The sequence below is a fragment of the Klebsiella sp. D5A genome (assembly GCF_001620885.1).
GTDB lineage: Bacteria > Pseudomonadota > Gammaproteobacteria > Enterobacterales > Enterobacteriaceae > Klebsiella > Klebsiella variicola.
Genome location: NZ_LOAR01000013.1, coordinates 1 through 20,222 on the forward strand (window position 1 = coordinate 1; position 20,222 = coordinate 20,222).

Consider the following 20,222-nt stretch of genomic DNA (forward strand, 5'->3'; position numbering starts at 1 on the left):
CTACGGATTCGCACCCGCCCTGCACGACCTGTAGCCCGGACAAGGTGCGTAGCACCGCCTCCGGGGAAAACCCTGCCATACCCGCCCCATTATCTTCATTCAAAGCAACATAAAACCCCGTCATGGTAATCCCTTCATCATAATCTACTTTTTCCTTGCCCCTGCGCTGGCGTTAATCGCGAAAACCACTCTTACGAAAAAAAATGTGAATACAGTCACATATAAAGATATAACAATTATATAACATTTAGTTCACTAACTAATTTGTCTACGTGACGTGGTACGCCCGACAAGACAGATTGCAGTCTTTGCTGGAGCAATATAACAATGACAGAAAGTAGCATTACCGAACGGGGCGCGCCGGATCAGGCCGATACCCGTCGTCGTATTTGGGCAATAGTTGGCGCTTCCTCGGGGAATCTGGTTGAGTGGTTTGATTTTTACGTTTATTCATTCTGCTCGCTCTATTTCGCCCATATCTTTTTTCCATCTGGCAATACCACCACCCAACTGCTGCAGACGGCAGGCGTATTTGCCGCCGGATTCCTGATGCGTCCCATCGGCGGATGGCTGTTTGGTCGAATCGCCGACCGCCGCGGACGTAAAGCCTCTATGCTTATCTCGGTGTGCATGATGTGCTTTGGCTCACTGGTGATTGCCTGTCTGCCGGGTTATGCGGTCATCGGCACCTGGGCCCCGGCGCTGCTGCTGCTGGCGCGTCTGTTCCAGGGGCTGTCTGTTGGCGGAGAATACGGCACCAGTGCGACCTATATGAGTGAAGTCGCGGTGGAAGGTAAGAAAGGCTTCTATGCCTCCTTCCAGTACGTTACGCTGATTGGCGGTCAACTGCTGGCGGTATTAGTGGTTGTCGCGCTCCAGCAGGTGCTCAGCGATGAAGATCTCCATGCCTGGGGATGGCGTATTCCTTTTGCTCTTGGGGCGGTACTGGCTATCGTCGCGCTGTGGCTGCGTCGCCAGCTGGACGAAACCTCAAAGCAGGAGACCCGGGCGCTGAAAGAGGCTGGATCATTTAAAGGGTTGTGGCGCAATCGCCGGGCCTTCGTGATGGTGTTGGGCTTTACCGCCGCCGGATCGCTGACCTTCTACACCTTTACTACCTATATGCAAAAGTATCTGGTCAACACGGCGGGCATGACGGCTAGCACCGCCAGCGTGATCATGACCGCGGCGCTATTCGTTTATATGCTGGTTCAGCCGCTGTTCGGCGCCTTTTCGGATAAAGTTGGCCGTCGCACCTCCATGCTATGCTTTGGCGTGCTGGCGACGTTATTTACCGTGCCTATTCTCAGTGCTCTGCAGAAGGTGAGCTCACCGTATGCCGCCTTCGGACTGGTGATCTGCGCCTTGCTGATCGTCAGTTTCTATACCTCTATCAGCGGCATCCTGAAAGCAGAGATGTTCCCGGCTCAGGTCCGCGCGCTTGGGGTAGGGCTTTCCTATGCCGTCGCGAACGCGCTGTTCGGCGGCTCTGCGGAGTATGTCGCGCTGTCACTTAAGTCGGCGGGGATAGAGCACGCGTTCTACTGGTATGTGACGGTGATGGCGGCCATCGCCTTCCTGGTTTCCCTGATGCTGCATCGCAAGGGAAAAGGCCTGCGCCTGTAACGCTTACTGGTGCACCAGTTGCCACACAGCATAGCCGGTGGTCGCGCCGGCGACATCCCAGGCGAAATCTTTCCAGCTCCAGCCGCTCCCTGCCGGGCGGCTGTCCCAAAGCTCTTTTGACGCGCCAAGACTGATGGAAAACATCAGGCCAATGGCGGCGCTGCGGTCCCGGCTGTAACCCTGATGTTGCGCATACTCATTGCCGGCGGCAGACAGCATCGCCGAGGCCAGAAAATGCTGGGCTTTGTCCTGACCGGACCATGCATCATTTGCCATGTGGCTGCAGCCCGTTAACAGCAGCGATGTCATCACTATTATCGAACGCATAGCGCTTCCAGAAAAAAGCCCCGTCGACGCGGGGCTGATAGTCAGAGAATACGGCTGATCAACCGGTCAATGCGGATCCGTCGCAGGCGGCGGATCAGTTTTCGCACTTTCACCGGATAGTCGGCGATACTTTGCAGATCCCGATAATGTTTCACTACCGTGGTGTGGGTGCGGATGAGCTTCAGCTCTTTTTCCCGCATGGCCCCCAGCTGCCGCTTTGGATCGTGGATCAGAATGGCGTTTTCCAGATCGAGCCGCCAGGCGCGTGGGTTAAGGTTGTTGCCAGTGAGCAGCATCCACTCATCGTCAACCCACATGCCTTTCAGATGGTAGCTGTTATCGTCATCCTTCCACAGGCGAACGATCAGCTGATCGGTATTGACATAATATTGCAGTCGGCTGAGGAAACGCCGCAGGTTGATCTCATACAGATAGGGAAGCGCACCGATAATTTTAAACGGTTGATCTTCCGGAATGTAGAAATCGTTAGCGGTTTTATCGCCGACAATAATCTCCACCTGTTTACCGTCCCGCAGCAGCTGGATGATATTTCTCACCAGTACGGCAGGGAGGTTGAAGTAGGGGGTACAGATCGTCAGCTTGTGCTCGGCACAAGGCATCAGGTGAAAAATAGTTTTGTTCAGCAGGCTGGATTTCCCCAGTCCTACCAGCGGGGTGACGGAGAGTTCTTCGTCACCAGCGGTGCCGACAAAATGGTAGCTGCGGTCGCGGAGCTCCTGACGGTACTGGCGAATGTCGTTTTTGATTTCCGGGCTTTTTGGCCGATCCGGTCTGTCGAGACGATTAACGCCGCGCCCCTGAACCAGATTATTGTCGACCCAGTCGAACATGACGTCCGCCATTTTGCCGTTACGGATGCACTGATAGCGGTCATAACGGTACTTGTCGTGCTGATGCAGATAAACATCGTTCAGGCTGGCGCCGCTGTAGAGGACGCTGTCATCGATAATAAAGCCTTTGAAATGGAGAACGCCGAGCGCCTCCCGGGTATTAATCGGCACGCCGTAAACGGGGATATCCACACCTGGGTTTTCATCGGCCATCCGGCAATACCAGTCGGCATTGGTGTTGGAGGCGGCGGCGCCGATACGACCACGTTGAGCACGGTGCCAGTCTACCAGAACGCGGACATCCAGTTCCGGACGCTGGCGTTTGGCGTCGTAGAGAGCCTGCAAAATTCCTTTTCCGCCATCATCTTGCTCCAGGTAGAGCGCAATAATGCATATACGCTGAGTGGCGTGGGCAATCCGGGTCAGTAACGCTTCCCTGAAATCCGCAGGGGCGTAAAAGAACTCTACATCATCAACTGACTGAGAAAGCTTAGGGAGTTGGGCAAGGTGTTGTTGATGTTTATTACGCTTAAATTTTGACAACATCACAGTGCGTTTCTTCTCTGTTTATTGAAGGGTCTTCTGTACCATGCAGACGACGTAAGCGGGCAATAATACCATTAGTACCCGCTAATGTGGTCAACAATTGCGGTCAGCGTGGCGCGATTATCCCTGATTCAGGGGCAGCGATAGACTGACAATCCCATCTTCCAGCTGAATATCAACGGTGAATCCCAGCTTTCTGGCCAGGCCGATCATGCCTCTGTTATTCGGCATCGTAATGCCATTAAGGCGTTGCAGGCCATGGCTTTGCGTATAGGCGATCAGCTTTTCCAGCAGCCTTCGCCCCAGGCCTAACCCTTTTAAATCTGAACGGACCAGAACGGCAAACTCGGCGTCAATATTGTCGGGATCGGAGATCGCCCGCGTCACGCCGAGAATTTCGCTTTTCTCTGCGGTGGTCCTGACGGCAACAAACGCCATTTCACGATCGTAGTCGATCTGCGTCATATTGGCTAAATCGTCGTGGGTAAATTCGTTGATCTCACTAAAATAGCGATAATAGAGATCTTCTTTGGTGACCTGAGCGATAAACGCGAGCAGCTGCGGCTCATCTTCCGGAAGGATCGGCCGAAACAGGCAGCGATCGCCATTTTTCATTACCACCCACTCCTCCTGCTGGTGCGGATAGGGACGAATCGCAAGGCGGCTTTCACTGTCGCCGTCAAAGGGGGCCAGGCCTAGCGTGACGTCCAGCGCCGTAAACTCGTTGCCGGAGGCGAGCAGGGGATGAATGTCCAGGCGCTGGATCTCCGGGCAGTCGACGATCAGATTCGATACCTGAACCAGCAGCTGGCTCAGGCCCGCGATATCCAGCGGGCGCAATGCGCTGCGACCGCGGATCTTTTTATTTTTGATCGCCTGGATCACCAGATAACGCGCCAGGTTCATATTCAACGGCGGCAGCGCCACCGCGGCCTGATCCTCGGCCCGCCACTCCACGCCGCCTTCGCCCAGCATAATCAACGGGCCGAAGACGGGATCGTGTTCAACCACCACTCTCAGCTCCTGGGCGCCGGCGCGATTAGCCATACTCTGCACCAGCAGACCATGGATGCGCGCCTGGGGCCAGGCCAGTCTGACGCGATCGATCATCGCATCTGCCGCCTGCTGCACCTCGGCGGCGGTACGCAGATAGAGCATGACCCCCTGTACTTCCGATTTGTGCGGGATATCCGGAGAACGCAGCTTCAGCGCGACCGGATAGCCTATCTGCTCAGCGATATGCACTGCTTCTGCGCTGTCAGCGGCAATCCATGTCGGCAGAGTATGGATGCCATAGGTCCGGAGCACCGGGCTGACCTCATGGGTATCCAGCGTGGTGGCGCCGTCATCTATCGCTTGCTGCAGCAGAGCATGCGCTTCGCTGGTATTGGTGGTTAACGAATCCGGTAGCACCGGCGTCTCGCGCAGTTGTTTCTGGTTGCGACGGTATTCCACCATATGCATAAAAGCGGTGATCGTGCCCTCTGGCGTACGGTAGGTTGGGAGGCCGGCATCGCTGAATAAACGTCGCGCTTCCTGCGAGGAAAATTCGCCGCACCAGTTGGTCAGCACGGTGACATATTTACCGCGCGGATGATGCTTCAGGGCATCAATCAGGGCCAGCGCACTCTCCGTGCCCGGCGCGGCCGCGCTGGGCGAGTGGATCACCAGCAGCGCGTCATAGTCCTGACTGTTGAGCAAAATATTCACGGCCTGCTGATAATGTTCGCTGCTGGCATCATCGCGCAGATCTAATGGGTTGGCGATCTCGACGCCAACCGGCAACGCCTGGCGCAGGGCGTCGCGGGTCTCCTCGCTGAGGACCGCCAGTTTGCCATTCCGCAGCCAGAGTTCATCCAGCGCCAGCGCCGCCGGAGCCGCGCCATTGCTGACGATCATCAGCTTTTCACCGCGTAGCGGGCGCATATGGCTGAGCGTTTCCACGGCGGAGAACAGCTCATGGGTGTCCTGCACCCGCAGCAGGCCAGCACGCTGTATGGCTGCATCCCATGCCGGATCCATCCCGGAGTTGACGTGCAACAGCTTTTGCGCCGCGGGGCTACGGCCGCTTTTAATCACCAGGATAGGCTTGTTTCGCGAAGCGCTGCGCGCAGCGGAGACAAATCGGCGCGCATCGCTTAGATGCTCGAGGTAAAGCAAAATGGCGCTGGTCTTGCTGTCGCGGGCCAGAAAGTCCAGCAGGTCATCGACATCAATGTCCAGGCTATCGCCCAGCGCGATGAAGTAGGAAAAGCCCATCTCGCGCTGCTGCGCCCAGTCAAGGATGGTATTAGAGACGGCGGCCGACTGCGAGATAAAGGCCAGTTTACCGCGGTGGATCGCGACCGGCGAGAAGCTGGCGTTCAGGCCTTGCCACGGCGCCAGCAGTCCCAGGCTGTTTGGGCCGAGCAGGCGCATCTGATAGCGCGCGGCGCATTCGAGCAGCGCCGGATACTGTTCCGGCTGCGAAGAGAGAATGATGCAGGTTTTACACCCTTTCTGCCCTAAGGCTTCGAGCAATTCGATATTACGCCGGGCGTTAGTACAGAGCACCGCCAGATCCGGCGTAAACGGCAGGCTCTCAATCGTGGGCCATGCCAGCACCCCGAGCACCGCCTTCCAGGCGGGGGTCACCGGCAGTACCGGGCCATTGAAACCGCCGGCTAACAGGTTGCGCATCATGAGATAGCCAGCGCGCTGCGGCTTCATTGATGCGCCAATAACGGCGATGGACTTTGGTCGCAGCAGTGCTTCCAGGCCTCGTTGGCTCATACCGGTCTCCTTTCATCCCAGTGACCGAATGATTTTAAACGTTTTCCACCTGGTCCGCTGTGATACTCCCCTTATGCTGGGTTTTTCCCGCCAGATAGCGGGTCCGGAAGCGGGTGAAGTGCTCGCCAAGCGCAGCGGCGGCCGGGGCATCTCCCGCCAGATCCAGCAGGGCGATGGCCACTTCCGCGGTACAGTATTGTCCGTCGGCGTGCGCCTCGCGCAGATGATAGGCAGAGATGCGTGACAGATCGACGGAGATTATTGGCAGCGCGTCAAGATAAGGGCTCTTGCGGAACATTTTGCGCGCTTCGGTCCAGGTGCCGTCGAGCATAATAAACAGTGGCGGCTTGCCGGACGGCGGCGCGCTCAGGATCTGGCGCTCCGGCCCGGCATAGGAGGCAGGGAAAACCACCATCGGTTGATAATCAGGATGCGCGACCAGATCGAGCAGCGCCTGCGGCGGCTCGGTTCTCGACCATTGAAAAGCCTCGGTATCAGGCAGAATATCGGCGATGAGCCGGCCGGTGTTGCTGGGCTTCATCGGTTCTGTATCAAACATCACCAGGCAGAAGCGGCTGGTGGCCTGCGCTGGCACTAATGTTGCGCACAGGCACTGCTTGAGCGGCAGCAGGCAGCGCTGACAGCGGCGGATGCGGTTGCCGCGAGCAAGGAAAGGCCGGGTAGCACGCGCGAGGCGTTCAGCGCGCAGGCGAAGGACTGCGTTTTCAATCATGGGAGTCGCTAGAGAAAAACGCTATTGTCGCAGAGGTGAAAACGGGGCACAAGCGGTGCCCCGGAAGGATTACTGTTGGCCGGCTTCGTTCAGCCAGCTATCAAATGGCGCTTTTGGCACCGCGCCATTGAGCATGTCGATCACTTCGCCATTTTTGAACATCATAATGGTCGGGATGCTGCGGATACGAAACCGGGCGCTAAGCTCACGTTCCGCTTCGGTGTTGACTTTCACAAAACGCATCTTCCCGCTACGCTCTTCCGCGACATCTTCAAAGATCGGCGCGAAGCTACGGCAGGGGCCGCACCATGGCGCCCAGAAATCGACAACGACCGGCAGATCGTCCTTTAAGAGTTTATCCAGCGTTGCCCCGGTCGCGTTGATGACGTCGCCGTCAAAAAGATCGTGACCGCAGCGTCCGCACTTTGCGCCATCCGCGCTACGATCGTCCGGGAGGCGGTTCAGAGCCTGACAACTGGCACAAACGGTATTCATAACTAACCTCTGGTTATGGGTTGCAACGTGGCACGTGGCCGATATGTTTCTGTGATGTTACATATTATCGATTAAGTGTTATTTAAGGACAATGCGTTTTGTTCGATGAGTGCAATAGAGGCCGGCTTTTAAACGAAATCATGGCGAAGCGATGACACATCGGGTAATCTGCGCGCTTCGCGCAGCGCAGGTGGAGAAAATTGATGAGCGACGAACTGAAAAATAAAAGCGGCAAGGTCAAAGTGATGTATGTCCGCAGTGATGATGATTCTGACAAACGCACCCATAACCCACGTACCGGGAAAGGGGGAGGTCGTCCAGGAAAATCTCGTGTTGACGGCCGCAGCCGCCCTGCGCGTGACGAACGAAACAGCCGCGGCGACGATCGCAAACGTGACGACCGTAAGCGTGACGATCGCAAGCGCGATGATTTTCATCGTGACGATGCGTCTCCGTGGCGTACCGTTTCCCGTGCTCCTGGCGATGAGACGCCGGTAAAAGAAGATCACGGCGGGATCAGCGGGAAGAGCTTTATCGATCCGGAAGTGCTGCGTCGTCAGCGTGCGGAAGAGACCCGCGTGTATGGCGAAAACGCCTGCCAGGCGCTGTTCCAGAGCCGTCCGGAAGCTATCGTTCGCGCCTGGTTTATTCAGAGCGTCACGCCCCGCTTTAAAGAGGCGCTGCGCTGGATGGCGGCCAACCGTAAAGCCTATCATGTGGTGGACGAAGCCGAGCTGGCGAAAGCTTCCGGCACCGAGCACCACGGCGGGGTCTGCTTCCTGATCAAAAAACGCCACGGCACCTCTGTTGCCCAGTGGGTCGCGAAGGCGGCAGAAGAAGATTGCGTTCTGGCGCTGGAAGACGTGGGTAACCCGCACAACCTCGGGGCGATCATGCGCAGCTGCGCGCACTTCGGCGTGAAGGGCGTGGTGGTTCAGGATGCTGGCGTGCTGGAGTCCGGGGCGGCGATCCGTACGGCGGAGGGCGGGGCGGAGCATGTTGAACCGATCACCGGCGACAGCTTTATCGATACCCTGGATCAGTTCCGCAAAGCGGGCTACGCGATTGTCTCAACGTCCAGCCATAATGGTACGCCGCTGTTTAAAGCCGAGCTGCCGAAGAAAATGGTGCTGGTGTTAGGCCAGGAGCGTGATGGTCTGTCCGATGCGGCGATTTCCAGCTCCGATCTCAGCGTTGCCATCAACGGTACCGGCAATGTCGAAAGCCTGAACGTCTCTGTGGCGACCGGCGTCCTGCTGGCAGAATGGTGGCGTCAGAACAAGGCGTAATTCGCCTGTCTGAATGCGAAAAAGCCAGCTGATGCTGGCTTTTTTTATGGCTGTCGATCACTCGCTTTCGGCGGGGAGGACCGGCATCCAGTCGATCGGCGCTTCGCCGCGGTCAGCCAGCCACTGGTTGGTCTGTACGAAATGGTTGCTGCCAAAGAAGCCGCGATGCGCAGAGAGCGGCGATGGGTGCGGCGCCTTCAGCACGCAGTGGCGCTGACGATCGATAATCGCGCCTTTCTTCTGCGCATGAGAACCCCACAGCAGGAATACCACCCCCTCGCAATGCTCATTGATTAACGCGATAACCTTATCGGTAAAGGTCTCCCAGCCGAGGCTGGCGTGCGAGTGCGCCTGCCCGGCGCGGACGGTCAGGACCGTATTAAGCAGAAGTACGCCCTGACGCGCCCAGCTTTCGAGATAACCGTGAGTGGGGCGAGTAAAGCCGGGGATCGTGGCCTCCAGCTCTTTGTACATGTTCAAGAGCGAGGGCGGGATCGCGACGCCCGGGCGAACCGAGAATGCCAGACCGTGGGCCTGACCCGGGCCGTGATAGGGATCCTGGCCGAGAATGACGACTTTGACGTCGCCCAGCTCGGTAAAGCGAAACGCATTGAAGACGTCTTTTTGCGGTGGGTAGATGGTGATCCCGGACTGGCGCTCTTCGGCGACGGTCTTCAGTGTATTGAGAAAATAGGGTTGTTGCTTTTCATCCGCCAGCACGTCATGCCAGGTTAAAGGGGTGGTCATCTTGCTCTCCTGCAAAGGGTCATCGCTATAGCTTAACGGCTTCTTTCTACAGAACAAAATCGGCACGGCTTGATGTGGGCTTTTATGCAAAAAAAATTGAAAATTTACAAAATTATTTATGGGACCCCATGGCCTAACTTGATGTAAAACAATAAAATCCCCCTATACCCACTTTGTGTGAGTGGTTTTTATTGATTTATATCAAGGAATGCCGAGGGTGCGGCTGATATATATACACTCATACAACAATGGTTTTACCAATTGGCCGTGAAGAGGCCAAAATCGAATAAACACTGCCTGGGAGGCATCAAATGATTACTGGTATCCAAATTACTAAAGCGGCAAACGACGACCTGCTCAACTCTTTCTGGCTGCTGGACAGCGAAAAAGGCGAAGCGCGCTGCCTGTGTGCCAAAGGTGGTTTTGCGGAAGACGACGTGGTGGCGGTGAGCAAACTGGGTGAAATCGAATACCGTGAAATTCCGGTAGACGTGAAACCAGAAGTTCGCGTGGAAGGCGGTCAGCACCTGAACGTGAACGTGCTGCGTCGCGAAACTCTGCTGGACGCGGTTGAGCACCCGGAAAAATACCCGCAGCTGACCATTCGTGTTTCCGGCTATGCGGTACGCTTCAACTCCCTGACTCCGGAACAGCAGCGCGACGTTATCGCCCGTACCTTTACCGAAAGCCTGTAAGGCTGAAGCCAGATGTGAAAACGCCGGGATGTCCCGGCGTTTTTTTTACTCTTCAGTGGACGTTGATGGCGTCCCGGCCGCGCTTGGCTTACGGCGCTTACCGATATTTTTGGTGTCGCGGTGGCGTTTCTTCACCCGCGGTTTCTCTTTTTCTTTCTCTTTTTTCTCGGCGCGCTTCGCCAATACTTTCTTCGACGGTTTACCGGTTAACTTCTCGCTCGGCGCGCGGGTTTTCGGTCGCAATTCATCAATCACGCGGGCTTTCAGCGGTTCTTCAACGTAGCGGCCGATCTTGCCCAGCAGCAGGTGGTCATGCGCTTCAACCAGCGAAATGGCGATGCCTTTTTTACCGGCGCGGCCGGTACGACCGATACGGTGCAAATAGATATCGGCGGTGCGCGGCATGTCGAAGTTAAACACGTGGCTGACATCCGGGATATCAATACCGCGTGCGGCGACGTCGGTGGCGATCAGCACGTTCACGCGACCATCGGTCAGGCGTTTAATCGCTTCGTTGCGCTTAATCTGCACCATCTCGCCCTCCAGCCAGCAGGTGTTAATCCCTGCTTCGTGCAGCTTAGCGGCGAGTTCGTGAACGCGCTCGCGCTTACGCACGAAGACGATGGAGCGGGTTGCTTCCGGCTGCTTCAGCAAATGAATCAGCAGCGCGGTTTTATGCTCGATATCGTCGGCGCGATAGTACCACTGATGAATTTTTTTACGTTCGCGGGTCGATGGGGTAGCGGAGACTTCAACCGGCTCTTCCAGCAGGCGTTCGGCAAAATCTTTGATCGCATCGCCTTCCAGCGTGGCGGAGAACAGCATGGTCTGCTTGCGCCAGCGGGTTTCACCGGCGATGGTTTCGATATCCTGAGCAAAGCCCATGTCCAGCATGCGGTCGGCTTCATCGAGGATCAGGGTCTCGACGGCGCGGCAGTCAAAGTTCTCTTCTTTAATATACTGCAGCAGGCGACCGGTGGTAGCGACCACGATATCCTGGTTTTCGCTGAACACTTCCGCGTGGTTCATGTACGCTACGCCGCCGGTAATGGTGGCGATATCCAGATGGGTATGCTTCGCCAGCTCGCGGGCGTGGTCAGCCACCTGCATCGCCAGCTCACGGGTCGGCGTCAGGATAAGAATGCGCGGCGGCCCGGATTTCTTACGCGGGAAATCGAGCAGGTGCTGCAACGCTGGCAGCAGATACGCCGCCGTTTTACCGGTGCCGGTCGGCGCTGAACCGAGAATGTCACGGCCATCGAGCGCAGGCGGAATAGCGGCGGCCTGAATGGCTGTCGGGCGAGTGAAACCTTTATCCTGGAGGGCTTCCAGCAGGTTTTCGTCGAGTTCAAGTTCGGAAAAAGTCGTTACAGTCATGTTCTACCTCTGAGTGGGCCGCCGATTATAGACGTTACTGACGTAATGTTCATCTGTTTGTAAGGCTATCTGTTCTCCGGTATTGTGCATAGCCTTACGTTCAGGAGTTTTGTCGGCAAGGTTATTGAGGATGTCTCAGTCGAAGTTTGCGCTGCCGCGCAATGGTTTTACCTTCAAACAGTTCTTTGTCGCCCACGATCGTTGCGCGATGAAGGTGGGCACTGATGGCATTTTGCTTGGCGCCTGGGCGCCGATTGCCGGGGTGAAGCATGTGCTGGATATTGGCGCGGGCAGCGGCCTGCTGGCGCTAATGCTCGCCCAGCGTACCGGTCACGATGTGCAAGTCGATGCGGTCGAACTGGACGAGGAGGCAGCCGCTCAGGCGCGGGAAAATGCCCTCGCGTCACCGTGGTCTTCGCGCATAGAAGTCTGCCAGGCCGATATCCATCAGTGGCAGCCGTCGCAAACCCGACGCTATGAACTGATAATCAGTAACCCGCCTTTTTTTGCCGAAGGCGTGCCATGCGCTACCTCGCAGCGGGAGCAGGCGCGGTATACCACGACGCTCGATCACGCCTCCCTGCTGACCTGTGCCGCAGAGCATATCACCGAAGAAGGTTTTTTTTGCGTGGTGCTGCCGGTGGATATCGGTAATGCGTTTATCGAGCGGGCAACGGCGATGGGGTGGCATTTGCGACTGCGCACTGACGTGGCGGAGACCGAACTGCGGCCGCCGCACCGGGTGCTGCTGGCGTTCTCCCCGACGGCAGGAGAGTGTTTCTGCGACAGACTGGCGATCCGCGGGCCAGAGCAGCAGTACTCTGAAGGGTTTACTGCTCTGACCGGGGATTTTTATCTCTTTATGTGAGCCAGGGGCGACAGTATCGACGGGCCGCTGTTCGGCAGCGGCTGCGGATAGTCGAGGGTATAGTGCAGCCCGCGGCTCTCCTTACGTAACATCGCGCAGCGTACGATAAGCTCCGCCACCTGCACCAGATTGCGCAGCTCCAGCAGATTATTCGAGACGCGGAAGCGGGCGTAATACTCATCCAGCTCCTGCTGGAGCATGGTAATGCGCCGCAGGGCGCGCTCCAGTCTGCGCGTCGTGCGCACAATGCCGACATAATCCCACATCAGCAGGCGCAGCTCGTGCCAGTTATGCTGGATAACCACCAGTTCATCCGGGATCTCCACCTGGCTTTCATCCCACGCCGGCAGGGTGGTGACCTTCTGAGCCAGCGGCAGGCGCCGGGCGATATCCTCCGCGGCGGACCAGCCGTAGACCAGACACTCCAGCAGCGAGTTCGAGGCCATGCGGTTGGCGCCGTGCAGCCCGGTATAGCTGACTTCGCCGATGGCGTATAAGCCATCGACGTCAGTACGGCCATTATCATCCACCATCACGCCGCCGCAGGTGTAATGCGCGGCGGGGACGACCGGCACCGGATCTTTGGTTAAATCAATTCCCAGACCGAGCAGCTTTTCGTAAATCATTGGGAAGTGCTGGCGAACAAACGCTTCGGGTTTATGGCTGATATCAAGGAACATACAGTCAACGCCCAGGCGCTTCATTTCATGGTCGATGGCGCGGGCGACGATATCGCGCGGGGCCAGCTCGCCGCGCTCGTCAAAGTCCGGCATAAAGCGGGTGCCGTCCGGGCGTTTAAGGTGGGCGCCTTCGCCGCGCAGCGCTTCAGTAAGCAGGAAATTGCGTGCCTGTGGATGATACAGCGCGGTGGGGTGGAACTGGTTGAATTCGAGATTCGCTACCCGGCAGCCCGCCCGCCAGGCCATCGCAATGCCGTCTCCGGAAGAGACGTCAGGGTTAGTGGTATATTGATAAACCTTGGCGGCCCCGCCGGTCGCAAGCACCACCGCCTTCGCGCTGCAGGTTTCTACCCGCTCTTTATTGCGGTTCCAGATCCAGGCCCCGACCACCCGGCGCGTGCCCGGCAGGCCAATCTTGTCCGAGACGATCAAATCAACGGCATTGCTGCGCTCAATGATGCGGATATTCGGATGAGCAAGGGCTTTATCGACCAGCGTTGTCTCTACCGCTTTGCCGGTAGCGTCGGCGGCGTGAAGAATGCGTCGATGGCTGTGCCCCCCTTCGCGAGTGAGATGGTAACTCTCTTCGCCATTGGCCTGGACCTGGGTGTCAAACAGCACGCCCTGATCGATAAGCCATTGTACGCACGGTCTGGCGTTGCTGGCGACGAAGGTGACCGCATGGCGATCGCAGAGTCCCGCGCCGGCGATCAGCGTATCTTCAACATGGGATTCGATACTGTCCGTCTCATCGAAGACGGCGGCAATCCCGCCCTGCGCATAGAACGTCGAACCTTCGCTGATCGGCCCTTTACTCAGCACCGTCACCGAACTGTGCTCCGCCAGGCGCAGCGCGAGGGAGAGACCGGCAGCGCCGCTGCCGATAATCAACACATCACAAGAGAAGTCAGGAGTGGTATTCATCGTCTTTGTTTAATTTACTAAACACATTTAGCTCACAATAGCACCAGCGCGTGAGGAATCGTACATATTTTTTTGCCTGGTGTTGTGACGGCTAAACAGAAGGGGCCGGGAAAAGGGGCGTTGTGCGGTAAAAAAGAGAAGTGGAGCAGGTTGTTAGCATTGGATTTTATAGTGAAATAAACACTGTGTTACGATACCCTTCAGTCGGGCCTGCGCTTTTTCTTATTGACTAACCTGTTGTTTAGCAACCTGGGCATATAATGATTGATAACGATCTGCCGCCGTTGCCAGACAAAAAACAAAAGCGTAACGGAACTTTATTGTTTTCATGCACTCCAACAGTCAGCTTGCTCATAATGCAGATTTTGGGTGGTGTTTTGAAGACGCATGGGAATTGGGTTTGGGGAGACATTACCTCGGATGAGCGAGCAGTTAACGGATCAGGTCCTTGTTGAACGGGTCCAGAAAGGAGATCAGAAAGCGTTTAATTTGCTGGTGGTGCGCTATCAGCATAAGGTCGCGAGTCTGGTTTCCCGCTATGTACCGCCGGGCGATATCGCTGACGTTGTTCAGGAATCGTTCGTTAAGGCATGGCGTGCGCTGGACTCTTTCCGGGGAGATAGCGCTTTTTACACCTGGTTATACCGTATCGCCGTCAACACGGCGAAGAATTATCTGGTTGCTCAGGGACGCCGTCCGCCGTCCAGCGATGTTGACGCCAACGAGGCGGAAAACTTCGAAAGCGGCGGGGCGTTGAAAGAAATTTCGAACCCTGAGAACTTAATGTTGTCAGAAGAACTGAGACAAATAGTTTTTCGTACCATTGAATCGCTCCCGGAAGATTTACGCATGGCAATTACGTTACGGGAGCTGGATGGCCTGAGCTATGAAGAGATAGCCGCTATCATGGATTGTCCGGTTGGGACGGTGCGTTCGCGTATCTTCCGGGCGCGAGAAGCTATTGATAATAAAGTTCAACCGCTTATCAGGCGTTGACGATAGCGGAATACTGGAAAAGGGTATCAGGCATGCAGAAAGAACAACTTTCGGCTTTAATGGATGGTGAAACGCTGGATAAAGAACTGCTCAACGAGCTGAGCCGTTCCTCTGAGATGCAAAAAACCTGGGAGAGCTATCACCTCATTCGCGATACGCTGCGTGGCGATACCGCAGAGGTGCTGCAATTCGATATCTCCGCCCGGGTGATGGCCGCCATTGAAAATGAGCCCGTTCGTCAGACGGCGCCGCTTATTCCTGAATCTCAGCCCGCACCCCACCAGTGGCGGCAGATGCCGTTCTGGAACAAAGTGCGTCCATGGGCCAGCTCACTCACCCAAATGGGCGTTGCCGCCTGCGTATCGCTTGCGGTTATCGTCGGCGTCCAGCACTATAATGGGCAATCTGATGCGACTCAGCAGCCAGAGGCGCCAGTGTTCAATACCCTGCCGATGATGGGTAAAGCGAGCCCGGTAAGCCTTGGCGTGCCGGCTGACGCATCAGCGGGTAGCGGCCAGCAGGCGCAAGTCCAGGAACAGCGCCGCCGGATTAACGCCATGTTGCAGGACTATGAACTGCAGCGCCGCCTGCACGCTGAGCAGCTGCAGTTTGGCCAGGCCCAGACTCAGCAGGCAGCAGTCCAGGTGCCGGGTTATCAAACTTTAGGAACGCAATCGCAGTAATGAAGCAACTTTGGTGTGCCATGTCGCTCATGGCAGGCAGCCTGTTGTTCTCTGTCAACGCCTCGGCTGATACATCGTCCGGGGCGTTGTTGCAGCAGATGAACCTGGCCAGCCAGTCCCTCAATTATGAGCTGTCTTTCGTCAGCATCAATAAACAAGGCGTTGAGTCGCTGCGCTATCGTCATGCGCGACTGAACAATCAACCGCTGGCGCAACTGCTGCAGCTGGACGGTCCGCGCCGGGAAGTGGTCCTGCGCGGCACGGAAATCAGCTATTTTGAACCCGGTCTCGATCCTTTCACCCTCAACGGCGACTACATCGTCGATTCGCTGCCATCGTTGGTTTATAGCGATTTCAAACGCCTCTCCGCTGCGTATGATTTTATCTCCGTTGGCCGTACCCGTATCGCTGACCGCCTCTGCGACGTGATCCGCGTCGTAGCTCGCGACGGTACGCGCTATAGCTTTATCGCCTGGCTGGACGCCGAGACCAAACTGCCGCTGCGCGTCGATTTGCTCGACCGCGACGGTGAAACGCTGGAGCAGTTCCGGGTTGTCTCCTTCAACGTTAGCGATAACGTCAGCGCCAGCATGGAGACGCTGGCAAAAGCGAATCTACCGCCGCAGCTGTCCGTCCCTGAAGGGGGCGACAAAGCCAACTTCAACTGGGCGCCAACATGGCTTCCCCAGGGGATGGCTGAAGTTTCCAGCAGTCAGCGCCGTCTGCCCACTTTTGACGGTCCAGTCGAATCACGTCTCTATTCCGACGGCTTGTTCAGCTTCTCGATCAATATCAACCGCGCCACGGCGGCCAGCAGCGACCAGCTGTTGCGCACCGGTCGACGTACCGTCAGCACGACGGTACGCGATAACGCGGAGATCACCGTGGTGGGCGAACTGCCGCCGCAGACGGCGAAGCGTATCTCTGACAGTATTAAATTCAAGGCAGTACAATGATTAAAGAGTGGGCCACCGTGGTTTCCTGGCATAACGGCGTGGCGCAGGTGCACTGCGACGTTAAAGCCTCCTGCAGCAGCTGCGCTTCCCGTGCCGGCTGCGGTAGCCGGGTGTTAAACAAGCTGGGGCCGCAGACCAGCCATACCATTAGCGTGCCCTGCGAGCAGCCATTGGCCGCGGGGCAAAAAGTGGAGCTGGGGATCGCTGAAAGTAGCCTGCTGGGCTCAGCGCTGCTCGTCTATATGGCGCCGTTGGTGGGGCTGTTTGTGATGGCGTCCATTTTCCAGGTGCTGTTTGCCAGCGATATCGCGTCACTTTGCGGCGCGCTGTTGGGCGGCGTCGGCGGCTTCCTGGTGGCGCGCGGTCTGTCGCCGCAGCTGGCTGCTCGCCAGTCATGGCAGCCGGTGATTTTAAGCGTCGGTTTGCCGCCGGATCTGCTGCGTGTTGATACGCCCTCCTCTGAAATGGGGCAGTGATTTCACTGCCCCTCATCTTTATTTACTCTTCCTGTAACAACGCCACAATTTCTGCCGTTATGCTGGATCTAACAGCATTTCCTGGTTTCACGGATGTAGTGTAGAATGCGGCGTTTTCGGATTAAAAAACGTCAGGCACAGTACAGCGGCCTCATGATACTCGTAAGGCATAATTAACTCTAAATATGAAGAATATACGTAACTTTTCGATCATCGCTCACATCGACCACGGTAAGTCGACGCTGTCTGACCGTATCATCCAGATTTGCGGTGGCCTTTCTGATCGCGAAATGGCGGCCCAGGTTCTGGACTCCATGGACCTTGAACGTGAGCGCGGGATTACCATCAAGGCGCAGAGCGTCACCCTGGACTATAAAGCCAGCGATGGTGAAACTTATCAGCTCAACTTTATCGACACCCCGGGCCACGTTGACTTCTCCTATGAAGTATCGCGCTCCCTGGCGGCGTGCGAAGGCGCGCTGCTGGTGGTTGACGCCGGGCAGGGCGTAGAAGCCCAGACCCTGGCGAACTGCTATACCGCCATGGAAATGGACCTCGAAGTCGTTCCGGTGCTCAACAAGATCGACCTGCCTGCGGCCGATCCGGAGCGCGTAGCGGACGAGATTGAAGATATTGTCGGTATTGATGCTCACGACGCGGTTCGCTGCTCGGCGAAAACCGGCGTTGGCGTGCCGGACGTGCTGGAACGTCTGGTGCGCGATATTCCGCCGCCGGAAGGCGATCCGGACGCGCCGCTGCAGGCGCTGATCATCGACTCCTGGTTCGATAACTACTTAGGCGTCGTGTCGCTGGTGCGTATTAAAAACGGCACCATGCGCAAGGGCGATAAAATTAAGGTGATGAGCACCGGCCAGGTCTATAACGCCGACCGTCTGGGCATCTTCACCCCGAAACAGGTCGACCGTACCGAGCTGAAATGCGGCGAGGTAGGCTGGCTGGTCTGCGCGATCAAAGACATCCTCGGCGCGCCGGTGGGCGATACCCTGACCGCGGCGCGTAATCCAGCGGATAAAGCGCTGCCGGGCTTCAAAAAAGTGAAGCCGCAGGTCTATGCCGGTCTGTTCCCGGTGAGCTCTGATGACTATGAAAACTTCCGTGATGCGCTGGGTAAACTGAGTCTGAACGATGCTTCATTGTTCTATGAGCCGGAAAGCTCAACGGCGCTGGGCTTCGGCTTCCGCTGCGGCTTCCTCGGCCTGTTGCACATGGAAATCATTCAGGAGCGTCTGGAGCGTGAGTACGATCTTGACCTGATTACCACGGCGCCGACGGTAGTCTATGAAGTGGAAACGACCTCCAAAGAAGTTATCTACGTCGATAGCCCGTCCAAGCTGCCGCCGCTGAATAATATTCAGGAGCTGCGTGAGCCTATCGCCGAGTGTCACATGCTGTTGCCGCAGGAGTTCCTCGGCAACGTGATCACCCTGTGTATCGAGAAGCGTGGTGTGCAGACCAACATGGTTTACCACGGTAAACAGGTGGCGCTGACCTACGAAATCCCGATGGCGGAAGTGGTTCTCGACTTCTTCGACCGTCTGAAGTCTACCTCCCGTGGCTATGCGTCGCTGGATTATAACTTCAAACGCTTCCAGGCCTCGAACATGGTGCGCGTTGACGTGCTGATCAACGGCGAGCGTGTCGATGCGCTGGCGCTGATCACCCACAACGACAACGCCCCTTATCGTGGTCGCGAACTGGTCGAGAAGATGAAAGAGCTGATCCCGCGTCAGCAGTTCGATATCGCCATTCAGGCGGCTATCGGCAACCACATCATCGCGCGCTCTACTGTGAAACAGCTGCGTAAAAACGTCCTGGCGAAATGCTACGGCGGCGACGTCAGCCGTAAGAAAAAGCTGCTGCAGAAGCAGAAAGAAGGTAAGAAGCGTATGAAGCAGGTCGGTAACGTTGAACTGCCGCAGGAAGCGTTCCTCGCCATTCTGCACGTTGGTAAAGACGGCAAATAATTAAGGAGTTGGCATGGCGAACATGTTTGCCCTGATTTTGGTCATTGCGACCCTTGTGACAGGGCTGTTGTGGTGTCTGGATAAGTTCATCTTCGCACCAAAACGTCGTGAGCGTCAGGCCGCTGCTCAGGCAGCGACCGGCGAGCAACTGGACAAGAAAACGCTGAAGAAAGTGGGCCCGAAACCGGGCTGGCTGGAAACTGGCGCCTCGGTCTTCCCGGTGCTGGCGATTGTGCTGATTGTGCGTTCGTTTATCTATGAACCTTTCCAGATCCCGTCAGGTTCGATGATGCCGACCCTGCTGATTGGCGATTTCATCCTGGTGGAGAAATTCGCTTACGGCATTAAAGATCCGATCTACCAGAAAACGCTGATCGAAACGGGTCATCCAAAGCGCGGCGACATCGTGGTGTTTAAATATCCGGAAGATCCGCGTCTCGACTACATTAAGCGCGCGGTGGGATTACCGGGCGATAAAGTCACCTACGATCCGGTTGCCAAGCAGGTCACTATTCAGCCGGGCTGCAGCTCCGGACAGGCCTGCGGCAACGCGCTGCCGGTGACCTATTCCAATGTTGAGCCGAGCGATTTCGTTCAGACCTTCTCCCGCAGCAACGGCGGCGAAGCGTCCAGCGGTTTCTGGCAGTTGCCGAAGGGCGAAACCAAAGCGGACGGCATTCGTCTGACCGAGCGTCAGGAGACGCTGGGCGACGTCACGCACCGTATTCTGATGGTGCCGATTGCCCAGGATCAGGTTGGGATGTACTACCATCAGTCCGGCCTGCCGCTGGCCACCTGGATTGTACCGCCCGGTCAGTATTTTATGATGGGTGACAACCGGGATAACAGCGCCGACAGCCGCTACTGGGGCTTTGTGCCGGAAGCGAACCTGGTCGGAAAAGCGACCGCTATCTGGATGAGTTTTGAAAAACAGGAAGGTGAATGGCCGACCGGCGTGCGGTTATCGCGCATTGGTGGAATTCATTAATTTCCCCTGTTGAATTCACGTCGCTGCGATAACCGCAGCGACGTGAATTATTTAATATTTAAATCCATTCAAACTAACGACATCACGTGTCGTTGCGTATAGAATATCCCCCCGAAGTTTTTGGTTGTCGCTCTGCCGGGTGACACTGCACACGAAAGCGTATTGGACTGTTTCAACTTGCTGTATGAAGCGTATGCTCAGGTCGGTT

Annotated in this window: 19 protein-coding genes; 11 read left to right on the forward strand and 8 right to left on the reverse strand. The window is 56.6% G+C overall.

Going from position 1 to position 20,222, the window contains the following annotated elements; translation table 11 throughout:
* Positions 1 to 327 precede the first annotated feature (327 nt).
* A complete protein-coding gene (locus AS136_RS18460; protein ID WP_012540846.1) occupies positions 328 to 1,626 on the forward strand; it encodes an MFS transporter in 1,299 nt (432 codons plus the stop codon).
* A gap of 3 nt (positions 1,627 to 1,629) precedes the next feature.
* Here AS136_RS18460 and AS136_RS18465 read toward each other — a convergent pair whose 3' ends face one another.
* From AS136_RS18465 to trxC, 5 genes are all read right to left on the reverse strand, one after another.
* On the reverse strand, positions 1,630 to 1,953 hold the full coding sequence (locus AS136_RS18465; RefSeq protein WP_063266899.1) for a YfiM family lipoprotein: 324 nt from the start codon (positions 1,951 to 1,953) through the stop codon (positions 1,630 to 1,632).
* A 41-nt stretch (positions 1,954 to 1,994) separates the two neighbouring features.
* Positions 1,995 to 3,350: a CDP-diacylglycerol--serine O-phosphatidyltransferase gene (gene pssA / locus AS136_RS18470; RefSeq protein WP_008803754.1), complete on the reverse strand. Its 1,356-nt coding sequence runs from the start codon at positions 3,348 to 3,350 to the stop codon at positions 1,995 to 1,997.
* Between the two features lie 120 nt (positions 3,351 to 3,470).
* Positions 3,471 to 6,122 carry a bifunctional acetate--CoA ligase family protein/GNAT family N-acetyltransferase gene (locus AS136_RS18475; RefSeq protein ID WP_063266900.1) on the reverse strand — a complete coding sequence of 884 codons (2,652 nt, stop codon included), beginning with the start codon at positions 6,120 to 6,122 and terminating at the stop codon, positions 3,471 to 3,473.
* 34 nt (positions 6,123 to 6,156) lie between these two features.
* Positions 6,157 to 6,855, reverse strand: coding sequence for a tRNA-uridine aminocarboxypropyltransferase (gene tapT, locus AS136_RS18480; RefSeq protein WP_012540848.1), 699 nt, complete (start codon positions 6,853 to 6,855; stop codon positions 6,157 to 6,159).
* Positions 6,856 to 6,924: 69 nt separating this feature from the next.
* The gene (gene trxC, locus AS136_RS18485; protein ID WP_002914091.1) at positions 6,925 to 7,350 is read right to left on the reverse strand and encodes a thioredoxin TrxC; all 426 of its coding nucleotides are present in this window, start codon (positions 7,348 to 7,350) and stop codon (positions 6,925 to 6,927) included.
* Positions 7,351 to 7,553: 203 nt separating this feature from the next.
* Here trxC and AS136_RS18490 point away from each other — a divergent pair, with 203 nt between their 5' ends.
* Entirely contained in the window at positions 7,554 to 8,639 is a 1,086-nt protein-coding gene (locus tag AS136_RS18490; RefSeq protein WP_016161649.1) for a tRNA/rRNA methyltransferase, read from the forward strand.
* Between the two features lie 57 nt (positions 8,640 to 8,696).
* Here the strand turns inward: AS136_RS18490 and ung are convergent, their stop codons facing one another.
* Complete coding sequence (gene ung / locus AS136_RS18495) at positions 8,697 to 9,386, reverse strand: uracil-DNA glycosylase (RefSeq protein ID WP_023290673.1); 690 nt, start codon at positions 9,384 to 9,386, stop codon at positions 8,697 to 8,699.
* A gap of 311 nt (positions 9,387 to 9,697) precedes the next feature.
* Here ung and grcA point away from each other — a divergent pair, with 311 nt between their 5' ends.
* Positions 9,698 to 10,081 carry an autonomous glycyl radical cofactor GrcA gene (gene grcA, locus AS136_RS18500; protein ID WP_002914084.1) on the forward strand — a complete coding sequence of 128 codons (384 nt, stop codon included), beginning with the start codon at positions 9,698 to 9,700 and terminating at the stop codon, positions 10,079 to 10,081.
* Positions 10,082 to 10,126: 45 nt separating this feature from the next.
* Here grcA and srmB read toward each other — a convergent pair whose 3' ends face one another.
* Entirely contained in the window at positions 10,127 to 11,458 is a 1,332-nt protein-coding gene (srmB, locus tag AS136_RS18505; RefSeq protein ID WP_012540851.1) for an ATP-dependent RNA helicase SrmB, read from the reverse strand.
* Between the two features lie 130 nt (positions 11,459 to 11,588).
* Between srmB and trmN the strand changes: the two genes are divergently transcribed.
* Positions 11,589 to 12,326, forward strand: a complete 738-nt coding sequence (gene trmN, locus AS136_RS18510; RefSeq protein WP_012967430.1) for a tRNA(1)(Val) (adenine(37)-N(6))-methyltransferase TrmN — start codon at positions 11,589 to 11,591, stop codon at positions 12,324 to 12,326.
* Here trmN and nadB read toward each other — a convergent pair.
* Positions 12,311 to 13,930 (reverse strand): L-aspartate oxidase, encoded by a 1,620-nt coding sequence (gene nadB / locus AS136_RS18515; protein ID WP_008803761.1) that lies wholly within the window; start codon positions 13,928 to 13,930, stop codon positions 12,311 to 12,313. The two genes, trmN and nadB, sit on opposite strands and share 16 nt — an antisense overlap.
* Positions 13,931 to 14,258: 328 nt before the next feature.
* Between nadB and rseD the strand changes: the two genes are divergently transcribed.
* The 7 genes from rseD (at position 14,259) to lepB (ending at position 20,014) form a co-directional block, all read left to right on the forward strand.
* Positions 14,259 to 14,354: a rpoE leader peptide RseD gene (rseD, locus tag AS136_RS29385; protein WP_121980491.1), complete on the forward strand. Its 96-nt coding sequence runs from the start codon at positions 14,259 to 14,261 to the stop codon at positions 14,352 to 14,354.
* The gene (gene rpoE / locus AS136_RS18520) at positions 14,351 to 14,926 is read left to right on the forward strand and encodes an RNA polymerase sigma factor RpoE (RefSeq protein ID WP_002914074.1); all 576 of its coding nucleotides are present in this window, start codon (positions 14,351 to 14,353) and stop codon (positions 14,924 to 14,926) included. The genes rseD and rpoE overlap by 4 nt, the downstream gene beginning before the upstream one ends.
* 32 nt (positions 14,927 to 14,958) lie before the next feature.
* Positions 14,959 to 15,609 carry an anti-sigma-E factor RseA gene (rseA, locus tag AS136_RS18525; protein ID WP_008803762.1) on the forward strand — a complete coding sequence of 217 codons (651 nt, stop codon included), beginning with the start codon at positions 14,959 to 14,961 and terminating at the stop codon, positions 15,607 to 15,609.
* The gene (gene rseB, locus AS136_RS18530; protein WP_063266901.1) at positions 15,609 to 16,565 is read left to right on the forward strand and encodes a sigma-E factor regulatory protein RseB; all 957 of its coding nucleotides are present in this window, start codon (positions 15,609 to 15,611) and stop codon (positions 16,563 to 16,565) included. The genes rseA and rseB overlap by 1 nt, the downstream gene beginning before the upstream one ends.
* Positions 16,562 to 17,041 (forward strand): SoxR-reducing system protein RseC, encoded by a 480-nt coding sequence (gene rseC / locus AS136_RS18535; RefSeq protein ID WP_008803764.1) that lies wholly within the window; start codon positions 16,562 to 16,564, stop codon positions 17,039 to 17,041. The genes rseB and rseC overlap by 4 nt, the downstream gene beginning before the upstream one ends.
* A gap of 185 nt (positions 17,042 to 17,226) precedes the next feature.
* Complete coding sequence (gene lepA / locus AS136_RS18540; protein ID WP_008803765.1) at positions 17,227 to 19,026, forward strand: translation elongation factor 4; 1,800 nt, start codon at positions 17,227 to 17,229, stop codon at positions 19,024 to 19,026.
* Between the two features lie 13 nt (positions 19,027 to 19,039).
* Positions 19,040 to 20,014 (forward strand): signal peptidase I, encoded by a 975-nt coding sequence (lepB, locus tag AS136_RS18545; RefSeq protein WP_008803766.1) that lies wholly within the window; start codon positions 19,040 to 19,042, stop codon positions 20,012 to 20,014.
* Positions 20,015 to 20,222: the final 208 nt, after the last annotated feature.